The sequence below is a fragment of the Pseudomonas sp. PIC25 genome (assembly GCF_002286785.1).
Lineage (GTDB): Bacteria > Pseudomonadota > Gammaproteobacteria > Pseudomonadales > Pseudomonadaceae > Pseudomonas_M.
This window is the reverse complement of record NZ_MUJY01000073.1, coordinates 50669-62911: the sequence shown is the minus strand read 5'-3', so window position 1 is coordinate 62911 and position 12243 is coordinate 50669. Positions and strand designations below refer to the sequence as shown.

Sequence of the window (12243 nt, the reverse complement as noted above, 5' to 3'; positions counted from 1 at the left end):
TGCTCACGCGCCTGCCGACGCAGAAGGCCAGCGCCCTGGCCGAGCTGCTGCCGCACAACTGGGTGCCCGCCGGCAAGGTGTGATGCCCGTTCGCTTACTAGAGGTTCCCAGTTTCCCAGCCGAGGGACTCGAACAGCGCGATGGCTGGCTGCTCGACCAGCGTGTCCTCGGAATAGTCGTGCGAATGCAGTGCTGCTGGACTCATGCGCCTGAACTCCTTTTAGGTCGGCATGGGGATGTCGGATACGTCGATCTCACCGGAGATTAGCTTGGGAAGTAGTAAATCACGTTGAGTTCGCAGGTTCCTGTTTTTACGTTGCAGCCTTAGAACCAGCTCCATAAGGGGGGCAACTTTCCGCTGAAAAGCATCGGCAATAGCAACAGGCGGGGCAATCAGCTGAATCTCTTTAAAAACACCCTTAGTGATTTCCTTGAAGGTCGCACCAGTCCCAAGGCTGATAAACCTATCGACATTATCCTTGAGCCAATGAAACAGCAGATAAAGTGGAAACCGTTCACTCGGAATGCAGGTAATAAACCCCTGGTTAGTGGTTGCCGGGGTCGTATTAATTGCAACAACGCCTATCGTAGCTCGACTTGTCAACATTACAGAGTAGGCTGGAAACAGCTTTGCCGAGCTGCGACTCAAACCCATATCGGTTATTTTGGTCGCAGACTCGTCCATGAAGGACGTGCCTGACCTAGTAAGGTCGGTTGGTGAGTACCAATTTATTTTGCCACCTTCCCAATAAGCGGGCTCACTCTTTGAGGGGGTGCCCCCCTAGAATCTCAAAGGTTTCAGCAACGGTAGTCAGACGCCAGCCTTCAGGAATCAGCCCAAGTTCACTCTCCTTGAACTCCACTCCCTCATACCCCGGAAAGCGGAACTGAACGAACCACTCCTCGTACAACCGCCGCGCCATTTCTTCGAGGATCTCGATGCGACGCGTGTTGTTTTCGATGAGGTCGTCGTAGGCTGAGAGAATCGATGCTATTCGCCGCTGAGTACCGATTTCTGGAACACGAACCAACAATCCATGGATATGATTCCTGTTTAGAGTTGGGTTTGATGCACCTACATCATACCTCTCAAACCCCATCGTTTTCAGGAAGTAGTAACAAAACAGCGGGTCATTACCATGGAACTCTTTGACCCACAGAGTGGTGTCGTGCGGCCAAAAATCACCGGCCGAAAAAAACACAGTTCCAAGGGTTCCTTTTCGACCAATAACGACTCCAGGCCCATTAACCTTGAACGCGCCGTGATAGCTTTTTGTTCCTGAGGACGATATCACGGGATAACATCCTGCAGTTTGCTCAGCTTTTGTTATATCAAAGCCCCGCTGAAGCGTAACGAGCTGCTCCAGCCTTATCTCACGCCAGCTACTCAACACGATTAAGTAGCCCCCAGAATTTCAGTGACATTATCTGAGATGCAAGCCTCAAGTTCCTGCGCTTCAGAACTCAGAACCTCGAATTCCTCCATAAGCTCCTCTAAGCACAGCGCAAAATCCACGTTCTCGACAGTTTGCTTCTCTGCGGTGATATAACGCCCAGGATTCAGCGACCAGCCCTGCGCCTCAATCTGCTGACGAGTCGCTACCTTACAAAGCCCCGGCACATCCGCGTATCCATCACTCAGCCCTCGCTCAGCAAGCAACTCAGCACTGCCTTGCTCTAGCTCGGGCATTTGCCCTCGATAAAGCCGCACAATGTTGGCAAGGAACTCGATCTGTTCAGGCTTGAAATCACGGTGAGCCCTGTCGATCTGCTGGTAGATGTGGCGAGCGTCGATAAACAGAACCTTGTCTGCTCGTTCGGCATCACGTTCTTTCGCCCTGTCGAAGAACCACAGCGTGCAAGGCAGGGTCACGGTGTAGAAGAAATTCGAGCCGACCGAGACGATCACATCAACTGCGCCGCTCTCGATGAGCTTCTGCCGGATAACCTGTTCGCTCCCTCGGGCATCACCTGCCGAGTTCGCCATAACGAAACCAGCACGGCCATTCTTGTTCAGCGATGCGTAAAAGAGCTGGATCCAGAGGTAGTTGGCGTTGTCGGTCTTCGGTAAACCAAACGGGAAGCGCAGGTCGCCCTCAAGACGCTCCTTATCGACACCCGATACGTTGAACGGCGGATTAGCCATGACGAAGTCGAAGCGACCGCCATCATGAGTAACGGCCTCATGCGGGTCTTCGTAATAGGTGTTGGCAATACGCACATCGCCGGACAGGCCATGCACAGCCAGGTTCATCTTGTTCAGATTGACCGTGACCTGCTCTTTCTCGGTGCCGAAGATGGAGATTTCTTCCATCGCCGTCTTGTGGTGGCGCTTAACGAAGTCAGCAGACTGGGCGAACATACCACCGGAACCACAAGCCGGGTCGAAGATCCGACCATGGAACGGCTCGATGATCTCGACGATCAGCTTTACGATGGACTCAGGGGTATAGAAGACACCGCCTTTTTGGCCTTCCTTCAGCGCGAAGTTGCCCAGGAAGTACTCGTAGACCTTGCCGAAAGCGTCCCCGCTGAGATCCACCGGCCCGAGCAGCTTGATCAGCTCCAGCAGCACCTTGTTGCCAAGCTGGACGTAGTTGCGAGGCAGAGCGCCTTTGAGGTCGACGTTCTCCTCCTCAACAGCCTTCATGGCTTCGTTGATCGCCAACCCGATGACATCTCCCTCGGTGAGGGTCTGCAGATAGGAGAAGCGGGCCTTCTCTGGAAGGAAGATCACGCCCTCGGCCAGATAGTCATCTTTGCTGACCTTGCGGCGACCACCAGAGCCAATCGGCCCCAGCTTCTCTTCGGCAGCGGCGTACATCTTCTCCGCATATCGCAGGAAGATCAGCCCCAGAACAGGCACCGAGAACTCCCCCGGCCTCAACCCCGTGTTGGCCCATAGTTGGTCAGCTACAGCCCACAAACGCTTCTCTACATCTCCAGTGACCAAGGCACATCTCCACGCAGTAATACAAAAATGCCGATGAGCTTACTACAGACCGTAGCCAATCAAACTCGTGACTATAACCTGCGTTGGACAGACTGTTATCAAGCGCTCTACCGGAGGGCGGCAGCAAGGGTTTTGCCACTCTGGCAAATCCGCAAGATCGCAGCACGTTCGACGAAGATCGATTTCCACACAGTTATGGAGGACAGAGCGCGCAACCTCGCTCGTTCAATCCCCGACCATGACGCTCGACCATCAGCCCTGACATCCCGTTGGGAATGACTGATTGAGCCGGGAAAGGCGGTAGCCCATCGAGGCCACCGTCGAGTACTTACTGCTACTTTGAGCTTCAGGCGTACAGCCCCTCTCACTGCCCCGACCAATCGGCCAGCAGTCACGGGTGATGACGAACCTGACATAGCTGGCTAAGAGGTGATGGCACTTAGTCGAGGCTGGCTACCTGCGATGACTCGCGGGGTGTAGCGGTGGATGGCGAAGCTACTCTAAGAGTGTCTTTGAGCTGTCCTCTATCAATGGTCATTACCATCAATCCATCAATGAAGAACGAAGCAATGAGACAGCATCAAGCCTGTCTTGCGGAGACACTGACAGGTGCTCTTCAAGCTGCACCGCAAGTGCTCTTGATGCCTCCCCAACTCTGCTGACACAGGATCGATGATCACCGATGACGATGTTGTCAGTGACCATCCCCGTCAGTGGTTGTCAGGAAGCTCTAGCCCCTCTGCCAGCCCACCTCCTGCTCATCTTCATGCACCTCCAGATGACTCCGCCCAGGAGCTTCCCTACTCGCCTCTGTCATCCATCAGCCCTGGCCTCAGCACAGTAGCGACCTAGGCAACCACTGCTGCCCAGGCTTTGGCCCATGGATGGCATCCAGGCACCGGGGAACTCCTGGGCAAGTCACCAAGCATCAACCCTGCATCCCTTGCAGATTCCCCTCAAACCCAGCCCGTTTTGTCCAGCCGTCCGAGCCGTCCATGTTTCCCTTGTAGATGGGAGCTGGTGGCATGGATGGAAGGGACTCTGACGGCTGAACAAAAAGGATGATCTACGTTGTGAAAAACAAACGAACTGACAAAACCTCCAGCCACTCGCCTTTCGACCGCCCTGAGACCCCAGCGGAGGTAGCCTGATGCGTCTGCCTGAACTGATCTTCCTGGGTGCTCTGCTGCTCTGGCCTTTGGTTCCCCTGGTGTACCTGCTCTGTATCGCCTGGCAGACCGACTTCAAGCTGGTAGCCCGATCCAAGCAGAGATCAACAGAAGGGTCCCGCTCATGAAGAGGATCGCCAACGAAGTGAGGAAGGCCAGGAGTCGGAGCACTTCGGGCTTGAATGCGACGGTCGAAGGCACCGTCCAACATCCGCTACTGAGCGAGATCCTGGCCGCAGACAAGCGCAGATGGAAAGCAGCCCTGCAGATGAACCTTCCGGTGCTCCGGCTGGTACGCGGAAGTAGCGACTAACAAAGCTGATCATCAGGAAACCCAAGCACACCTCCCCCGGACACCCCAGCTGTCCGCTACATCTGCCCCATTACCACACACGTATGGAAGACCGTACCGACTGATTACCACACAGGTATGGAAGACCCGCCCCCGGTACGCCTCGAGCTGCCGGGGTTTTTCTTTTCAAGACCCACGACAACTGTGAGGAGAATCCCATGCCCCATCCGCAAATCCGCTCTCTGTCCCCGCAATGCGAACTGATCCTCTATCACCTCCGCAAAGGCCACACCATCACCCAACGCTCAGCCCTAATGGACTTTGGGATCGCCGCACTGCCTCGCCGCATCGCTGACCTCAAAGAGTTCGGCCATGAGATCGAGTCGATCCGCGAAGAGAACAAGTTCACCGGCCAGCGTTATGTCCGCTACCGCCTGGTTCAACAGAAGAAGACTGCGTAAGGAGGCCACATGATCCAGCTAAACAAGATCCTCAAGTCCTTCAGGAAGACCATCGACCAGCTCGAATAGTTGACCGCCGCCAACCACCTGGAGATCAGCCGCAACACCGAGCAGATCGAGCAGCTGCAGGAGAAGAACATGCTCCTGATTGCTGAAGCCCAGACGGCCAAGGAGACCGCTGAGAACCTGAAAACCCTGATCGGCCCAGGCCACTAATCCCTACTAGCGAACACCCATAGCCCGCCTCTGAGCGGGCTTCGTTTTTTCTGGAGGAAATAGAACATGAGCAACGTGAGCATCTTTAAGTTCGAGAACAAAGCCGAGATCCGTTTGGTTGAGATCGACGGCAGCCCCTGGTTCGTGGCGAAGGACGTGTGCGGGGTTCTCGGTTTGACCAACACCTCGCAATCTATTCGACCCCTGGCTTCTGATGAGAAGGGGGTCAATCGGATTGATACCCCTGGCGGTGCTCAGGATTTGAGCTGCATCTCCGAGTCCGGCCTGTACAAGCTCGTCATGCGCTCGGACAAGGCCATCGCCCGTCGCTTTCAAGACTGGGTAACCCGCGACGTTCTCCCGGCCATCCGCAAGGACGGTGCCTACATCATGGGCGAGGAGAAGGTAGCGATCGGTGAGCTGGACGAGGACGCCTTCGTCCTGAAGGCCATCGAGATTCTCCAACGGAAGATCGACCGGCTGTCCCAAGAGAACAAGGCGATGGCGCCAAAGGCTGTCATCTTCGACAACTGCGTGGCACTGCGTCAGGAATCCCTGACCACCTTCGTGCGCACCCTGAGAGGAGTCAACACGATGGCCACCAAACGTGATCTAGCTGACCTTGGCTACCTGTACCGCACTGCGGGAACCAACCAGTACCGGGTGTATGCCGAGTACCGGGACACGCTGTTCGTCGAGAAGCTGAAAGCACATCCAGTTCAGCCTTACTACCAAATCATTCCAACTGCAGAAGGTAAAAAGCTGATCGTCCAGCTCTATCAAGAAGGGAAGCTAACCATGAAGAAGTCATTCGCTATCTGACCTGCAGTTTCGCCACTGCACTCCAACCATCACCAGCCCGTTTAGTCCTGCCGCCTGTGTCCGTCTGCGCTGCCCTCTGTGGTGGGCGCTGGTAGGCGTAGGCGGTGGCGACCACAGGCGGCAGAACTAAGAGGAACACCACATCCATGCGACATCAACAACGCATCATCCAGATCGTCACCGACGGCGCTTGCCTCAACAACGGCCAACTCCAAGCCCGTGGAGGCTGGGCGGCCATATTGCGGAGCCCCGAGGGGCGCACGAAGGAGATCGCTGGGCCGCTCGAGGGCGACCAGCAAACCAACAACCGGGCCGAACTAACGGCGGTCATCAAGGGGCTCCAAGCTCTGAAGAACACCCTCACCGAGGTCGAAATCGTGACTGACAGCGCCTACGTCAAGAACGGATGCACCACTTGGCTGGCCAACTGGAAGATGAATGGCTGGCGCACCGCTGATCGAAAGCCGGTGGCCAATGCTGACCTCTGGCAAATCCTCGATCAGCTACTGGCCGAACACACAGTTCACTTCAAATGGGTAAAAGGCCATAGCGGTCATCCCGAGAACGAGCGAGCCGACGCCCTGGCTCAGAGAGCGGCTCTGGGTGAACGCATCGAGCGGTACGGGCCATGATCTGCCGCTCTCCACTATCGCCTATCATCGAAGCCACTCAACAGCGTCAAACTCCACCGCCTCAATCACCGGAGCCAGCACCTCCGGCCTGAAGTCCTTCCCGTATCGACTGAAGGTGATCCCGCCGCTTTGGTGACCAAGAATGCCGCCAACCAACGATTCGACTATTCCCTTCTGCTTCAGGTGATCAGCAAGCGTGTGGCGGAAGCTGTGGAAGTCCTTACGCTCTTCTCCATCACGGAAGCCCAACTGATCACGAACCCGCGTGAACCACTTGGAGGGAGCCGCAGCGTAGCCATGCGCCTTGTGCAAGGTCAGCTCCGCGAAAAGACGTTGATGACCAGCCTCCCGCTGCGACTGGACGAACTCAAGGAACCCCAGCGCTTTCAACTTCGAGTGGATCGGCACGAGCCTTTCCGAGGTGACGGTTTTCAGCTTCTGATCGGGCCTGGTCGCCCGGATGTGGAGGCAGTCGATACCGTTGATGCTGACCACATCATCCAGATAGAGCTGGCACAGCTCGTTGAGTCGCGCCCCGGTGTACAGACCGAGCAGCGGCAGCCAGTACTTGTGCGGCTGAGCCGACTTGGCTGATGCGTAAACCTGCTTCGAGAACAGACGACGCAGATCGTGCTCAGTGAAGACACTGCGTTCCTCGCTGACCTTGCCTCGCTGCCTGACTCGAAGCCCATCGAACGGGTTGCGCTCGCAGTATCCCTCACGGATGGCGTAGGAAAAGAAGGTTGTCAGGTTCTTCACGTAGTTATTGAACGTGGTGAGGCTGATCGTAGTGGTTGCAGTCTCGATGATCTGCTCCAGCGATTGCCCCTCGGGAAGCTGGTTCATCCTCGGCGGCAGCTTGAGTGTCACCTCTCGGAACTTGCGGGCATCCTGGCGAGTGATGAGATCGACAGGCAGATCACCCACGATCCGAGTCATCAGCTCAGCCACGGAACGCTTGTCGGATAGCGTCTTCGCAGCCACGCCTTCATGAGACTGCTGCTCCAGGCACTCCTGAACCACCTTGGAGAAGCGTGGAGCGTTGCTTGGCGCATCCGCAACTAGCCTATCTGGCTGCCCCTGTTTGGCTCTTGAAGGGGCACTGCGGGGCTTCTGTGGCCCTCTCACCTTACCTCCCTCCCCTTGCTCCAAAGGCTTCTCCGCAAGCGCAACCAACTGCTGCTGACGGAGCCACGCAGCCCAACTAGCAACTCGCTTACCGCCCGCCTCCCAGGCACCACGTAGGGAGTCGAGGGATGGCCTAATGCCCTGGAATGCCTGGGTGTAGAGCTGCTGAACCTGCAGGAGCAGTTCGCGCCCACGGATCAGCGCTTCGCGCTTGCAGCGTGTCTGCAGCGAACGACGGATTTCGGAACAAGGGAAAAGCGGCCGCAAAACTCCAGGCACCACAATCCTGAAATAGAAGATCGAGTGTCGGGATAGCCAGAGGTAAGACGGGACGGAGGACACGGTGGATCACCCTATGGATCACTGGCGTGATCAGAGCGAAAAACCGTTAGAAATCAGATGGTTATAAACTGGAGGTGACCCCACCAGCCACACCCCGGCACACGATGTTCCCGCTATGGCTGCTTCCTTCCGGACCTGACCAGGTTGACGGGTAATCGTTGCGGGGGGACCGGCAGGGCCACCATAACGACGCTCGCTGAGCAGCGAGCGGGCGCCATTGTACCGGCTCAGGGAAAAGTTACAACCACCACAAGCACTTATGGTTCTTGCTTCGGGGCAATGCTGTACCAGTGCGTGTTTTCCTTTCCCCAAGTCCTCTCCGTAAACGGGAGAGGCGCAGAAGGTTCAGACGCGGAACCGCCCCACCAGTTGCGCCAACCCATGGGACAGCTCGGACAGCCGCCGGCTGGCCTGGGAGCTCTGCTCCGAGGTCTGTGCCGCTTCGTTGGACAGGTCGCGGATGTCGCTGATGTTGCGGGCGATCTCGTCGGTGACGCTGCTCTGCTCCTCGCAGGCGCTGGCGATCTGGGCGACCATCTCGTTGATCCGCTGTACCGAATCGCCCGCGCTGGACAAGGCCTGATCCGCGCCCGCCGCCCGCTCGACGCTGCCGCGCGCCTGCTGGCTGCCCGAATGCATGGCGCGCACGGCGTTCTGCACGCCCTGCTGCAAGCGTTCGATCATTTCCTGGATGTCCTTGGTCGACTCCTGGGTGCGCGCCGCCAGGGCCCGTACTTCGTCGGCCACCACAGCGAAGCCCCTGCCCTGCTCGCCCGCCCGCGCCGCTTCGATGGCGGCATTGAGCGCCAGCAGGTTGGTCTGCTCGGCGATGCCCTTGATCACCGCCAACACCGCGCCGATGTTGGCGGTCTCCTGCTCCAGTGCGCCGATGCTGCCCGAGGCCGTTTCCACCTCCCTGGCCAACTGGTGGATCGCCTGTATCGTCGCCCCGACCACCTGGGCACCCTCATGGGATTGCTCCTCAGCGGTTCGCGCCGCGTCGGCGGCCTGCTGGGCGTTGCGCGCGACCTCGTGGACCGCCGCGCTCATTTCCGTGGCCGCGGCGCTGACCTGGTCCACCGCGGCGTGTTCGCTGCTGATCAACCGGTCGTTGGCTGCCGACATGCCGGCCAGACTCTCGGCGGACTGGGCCACTTCGCCGGTTACTCGCCCCACTTCGCGAATCAGCGGCTGCAACTTGTCGAGGAAACGGTTGAAGGCGAGCCCGAGCTGGCCCAGTTCGTCCCGCGACGTCACTTCCAGCCGCACCCGCAGGTCGCCGTCGCCCTCGGCGATCTGTTCGATGCGGTGCAACAGGTTTTGCAGCGGGCGGGTCACCAGGATCGGGAAACCGACCACCAGCACCAGGCAGATCAGCAGCCCGACGACAATGGCCGCACCTTGCTGCCAGGCGCGCGTCTCGCTCTGGGCGATGGCGGCGGTGCCCACGTTATTGGCCTCGCCGTCCTCCAGTTCGCCCAGTTTGTCGATGGCATCGCGCAATATCCCGAACTGCCGCTCGCTATCGCCAAAGCTGAGGACAGCCGCGGCCTGCGGATCGCTGCCGGCCAAACGCACGACCTGCTGGCTCAGGGTCTTCCAACGCTCCAGCCCGCTATCGAACTGCGCCACCCATTTCTGTGCTTCCTCGCTGGGCCGCATGGCCGCGTACTTGTGCACGCGGTCATAAGCCTGCTGGATGTTCTCCCGGTGAACAGCCTCCAGCGCCTGCATCTGCTCGACGCCCACCGGACTCAGCAGGCTGCGCTCGGCGGTGAACGCCTGATAGAGATCCCGGTCGGCGTTCAGCAACAGGCTGACCGCCGGCAGGTAACGATTCGTGAGCTTGCCATTGGCGTCGGCCACCTGGCCGATCGCCTGCATGCCAAGCCCTCCAATCCCCACCAGCAACAACGCGATAAGCAGGATGGGCAAGGCGATTTTCCAGCGGAAACCCAGATCGGCGAAGGCTTTCAGCATGGCGGCAATCCTGGTGGCGATGTATGGGAAAGCGTAGACCACGCCCCGGATGCGGGCGGAGCGGCATTACCTTCGCCAACCGGACTTCACCTTGTAGGAGCCAGCTCTGCTGGCGATGCTTTTGCGCCGGCCCGTTCGCGAGCAGAGCTCGCTCCTACAAAAACGGTTTGCACCCAAACGGGGCGAATTCATTCGCCCGGCGCAGAAAGGAGCCCCGGCGATGAATCCGGGGCCCGTCCTTGTTCACTGCTGCGCGATTGCCTCCGTCACGGGAGCCGGTACCGCGACGACCGCTTCCGATATCGGCTGGGACATGCCGAGCTGGCGGATGCGGCGGATCTGTTGCAGCCGGTTCAGGTTCTGCCAGGCGGCCTCGTTATGGGAGGGGGACTGCTCGATGGCACTGCGGAAGAACTGCTCGGCCTCGTCCAACTTGCCTTCGATCAGGCAGATGTAGCCAACGTCGTTGCTCGCCTCGGCATCGCCCTCGACCTGCTGGAACGCCGACAACGACTCTTCATAGCGCCCCATCCGCGCCAGCAGCAGGCCGTAGTTCCGCCATAGCGGCTTGTAGCGGCTGTCATAGGCCACGCCACGCCGGTAGGTCTGCTCCGCCTCCAGCCAACGCCCGCCGAGGTAATGGGAATAGCCCAGGCTGTTGAGGGTGAGCGCCGAGCGCGGGTCGATCCGCAAGGCCAGGCGGTAGTAACTCCCGGCCTTGTCGAAATCGCCATTCAGGTCCGCCAGGACACCAAGCCCGTTGTAGACCTTCAGCGGCGACTGGCTGTCTACCTTCAGCTCGCCCGCTCCGCCGCCGAGGCGCTTCTGGTCGAGGGCGACGGCCTTGCCAAGCAGCTCCGCAGCCTTGCCCTGGTTGCGCCGGGACAATTGCAGCAACCCCATCTCGGTCAAGGCTTCCAGGTTGTCCGGCGCACTGTTCAGCACATCGGCGAAGGCCAGCTCAGCCAACTGATCGTTGCCGCGTTCGCGGTGGATTCTCCCGACCCAGACCAGTGCCTCGTAACGCTTCGGATCCAGTTCGATGACACGCAGGTACTGGTAGAGGGCCTGGTCCAGATCGCCGCTCCGGTAAGCCACGGTCGCCATGACCATGGCCTGGCCCGCCGAGGTGGCCTCCTTCTGCACCTGGTAGAGCACCGAACGGCTACCGTCGTAGTAGCCGGAACGGCTGTTCCCGCCCGTATCCGGCCCCATGGTCTGACATCCCGACAACACGGCCACCGTGGCCAACAGCAGATTGACCTTGTTCATATCAAAGCTTCCCGAAGGTTCTGAGTATCCCGATGATCACGGGGCCGATGGCGACCAGGAAAAAGCTGGGCCACAAACAGAAAATCAGGGGAAAGACCAGCTTGGTGCCGATCTTCGCCGCCATTTCCTCGGCGGCCTGGGTACGCCGGTCGCGGAACTCCTCGGCGTAGATGCGCAGGGTGTCGGCCACGCTGGTGCCGAAGCGGATGCTCTGCGCCAGCAGGCTGACCAGCCCTTGCACGTCCTCCAGGCCGGTGCGGTCGGCGAGGTGCTTGAGCGCCTCGGTGCTGGGGATGCCGGCGCGGATTTCCACGTTCACCAGCGCCAGCTCCTCCGCCAGCTCCGGCTGGCTCACCGTCATCTCCTCGGCCACCCGCTCCATTGCCTGGGGCAGCGCCAATCCCGACTCGACGCAGACCACCATCAGGTCCAGCGCGTCGGGGAAGGCCGCCCGCAACCGGCCCATCCGTGCCTGCTTGCGCTTGTCCACATAGATCGCCGGGAGCAGCCAGCCGACCGCTGCCGCCGAGCCGACCAGCAGCACACCCACCAGCAGCGACAGCTTGGGAATCAGCGGCAGGCCAAGGAAGGCGACGCCAATCAGCAGCAGCGGCAGCAGCAACCGCACGGCCCAGTAGACTTGCGGCGCCGACGGAGAGCGATAACCGGCATGCGTGAGCAGGGTGCGGGTCGCCGAGACTTTGCCCTCCTCCGCCGAGGCGAAGCGCTGCCCCACCTGCTCCAGCATCAGTTGCAGGTTGCTCGGCGGCGGCTCGCCATGGGCCAGCTCGCCGTGCCCGCGCTTGAGCAGGCTCAGGCGCCGCTGCACCGGGTCCTGCAACCCCTGGACCAACATGACCAGCGTGACGGCGGCCAGCAAGGCGCTGAGCCCGATGGCGCCAATGAACAGCAGGCGCGCAGCCTGCTCGTTGCCGACTGCGTTATTGATCAGACCGAGCAGATAGTCCATGACAGC

At 59.5% G+C, this 12243-nt stretch carries 12 protein-coding genes and 1 other RNA gene; 5 read left to right on the top strand and 8 right to left on the bottom strand.

All coding sequences use genetic code 11. The features are described 5' to 3' along the window. Window positions 1-220 precede the first annotated feature (220 nt). From BZL41_RS09240 to BZL41_RS09230, 3 genes are read right to left on the bottom strand one after another with little or no spacing between them, the layout of a single operon-like run. Window positions 221-733 (bottom strand): restriction endonuclease subunit S, encoded by a 513-nt coding sequence (locus BZL41_RS09240; RefSeq protein WP_095599022.1) that lies wholly within the window; start codon window positions 731-733, stop codon window positions 221-223. A 25-nt stretch (window positions 734-758) separates the two neighbouring features. After that, window positions 759-1394 carry a restriction endonuclease subunit S gene (locus tag BZL41_RS09235; protein ID WP_168190972.1) on the bottom strand — a complete coding sequence of 212 codons (636 nt, stop codon included), beginning with the start codon at window positions 1392-1394 and terminating at the stop codon, window positions 759-761. Window positions 1395-1396: 2 nt separating this feature from the next. Beyond that, entirely contained in the window at window positions 1397-2953 is a 1557-nt protein-coding gene (locus BZL41_RS09230) for a class I SAM-dependent DNA methyltransferase (protein ID WP_095599020.1), read from the bottom strand. A gap of 1150 nt (window positions 2954-4103) precedes the next feature. On the opposite strand from BZL41_RS09230, the gene BZL41_RS28485 reads away from it, so the two are divergent. The 5 genes from BZL41_RS28485 (at window position 4104) to rnhA (ending at window position 6545) form a co-directional block, all read left to right on the top strand. Continuing rightward, window positions 4104-4250, top strand: coding sequence for a hypothetical protein (locus tag BZL41_RS28485; RefSeq protein ID WP_168190971.1), 147 nt, complete (start codon window positions 4104-4106; stop codon window positions 4248-4250). A 382-nt stretch (window positions 4251-4632) separates the two neighbouring features. Continuing rightward, window positions 4633-4875, top strand: coding sequence for a helix-turn-helix domain-containing protein (locus BZL41_RS09220; RefSeq protein ID WP_095599018.1), 243 nt, complete (start codon window positions 4633-4635; stop codon window positions 4873-4875). 69 nt (window positions 4876-4944) lie between these two features. Continuing rightward, window positions 4945-5091 (top strand): hypothetical protein, encoded by a 147-nt coding sequence (locus BZL41_RS09215; protein WP_174706149.1) that lies wholly within the window; start codon window positions 4945-4947, stop codon window positions 5089-5091. A gap of 66 nt (window positions 5092-5157) precedes the next feature. Further along, window positions 5158-5913, top strand: coding sequence for a Bro-N domain-containing protein (locus BZL41_RS09210; RefSeq protein WP_095599017.1), 756 nt, complete (start codon window positions 5158-5160; stop codon window positions 5911-5913). Between the two features lie 146 nt (window positions 5914-6059). Continuing rightward, a complete protein-coding gene (rnhA, locus tag BZL41_RS09205; protein WP_095599016.1) occupies window positions 6060-6545 on the top strand; it encodes a ribonuclease HI in 486 nt (161 codons plus the stop codon). Between the two features lie 24 nt (window positions 6546-6569). Here the strand turns inward: rnhA and BZL41_RS09200 are convergent, their stop codons facing one another. The 5 genes from BZL41_RS09200 to BZL41_RS09180 all read right to left on the bottom strand — a co-directional run bounded on the left by BZL41_RS09200 (window position 6570) and on the right by BZL41_RS09180 (window position 12237). After that, entirely contained in the window at window positions 6570-8015 is a 1446-nt protein-coding gene (locus BZL41_RS09200; RefSeq protein ID WP_095599015.1) for a site-specific integrase, read from the bottom strand. Window positions 8016-8093: 78 nt separating this feature from the next. Continuing rightward, window positions 8094-8190, bottom strand: an RNA gene (gene ffs / locus BZL41_RS09195) — signal recognition particle sRNA small type. Window positions 8191-8360: 170 nt separating this feature from the next. Beyond that, the gene (locus BZL41_RS09190) at window positions 8361-9995 is read right to left on the bottom strand and encodes a methyl-accepting chemotaxis protein (RefSeq protein ID WP_095599014.1); all 1635 of its coding nucleotides are present in this window, start codon (window positions 9993-9995) and stop codon (window positions 8361-8363) included. 243 nt (window positions 9996-10238) lie between these two features. Beyond that, a complete protein-coding gene (locus BZL41_RS09185; RefSeq protein WP_095599013.1) occupies window positions 10239-11267 on the bottom strand; it encodes a lipopolysaccharide assembly protein LapB in 1029 nt (342 codons plus the stop codon). Between the two features lies 1 nt (window position 11268). After that, window positions 11269-12237 carry a type II secretion system F family protein gene (locus BZL41_RS09180; protein WP_095599012.1) on the bottom strand — a complete coding sequence of 323 codons (969 nt, stop codon included), beginning with the start codon at window positions 12235-12237 and terminating at the stop codon, window positions 11269-11271. Window positions 12238-12243 lie beyond the last annotated feature (6 nt).

Excerpts from the sequence above, each read along its gene's own strand:
- BZL41_RS09190 (WP_095599014.1), bottom strand. The coding sequence starts at position 9,995 with ATGCTGAAAGCCTTCGCCGATCTGGGTTTCCGCTGGAAAATCGCCTTG.
- BZL41_RS09185 (WP_095599013.1), bottom strand. The coding sequence starts at position 11,267 with ATGAACAAGGTCAATCTGCTGTTGGCCACGGTGGCCGTGTTGTCGGGA.
- BZL41_RS09220 (WP_095599018.1), top strand. The coding sequence starts at position 4,633 with ATGCCCCATCCGCAAATCCGCTCTCTGTCCCCGCAATGCGAACTGATC.
- rnhA (WP_095599016.1), top strand. The coding sequence starts at position 6,060 with ATGCGACATCAACAACGCATCATCCAGATCGTCACCGACGGCGCTTGC.
- BZL41_RS09210 (WP_095599017.1), top strand. The coding sequence starts at position 5,158 with ATGAGCAACGTGAGCATCTTTAAGTTCGAGAACAAAGCCGAGATCCGT.
- BZL41_RS28485 (WP_168190971.1), top strand. The coding sequence starts at position 4,104 with ATGCGTCTGCCTGAACTGATCTTCCTGGGTGCTCTGCTGCTCTGGCCT.
- BZL41_RS09180 (WP_095599012.1), bottom strand. The coding sequence starts at position 12,237 with ATGGACTATCTGCTCGGTCTGATCAATAACGCAGTCGGCAACGAGCAG.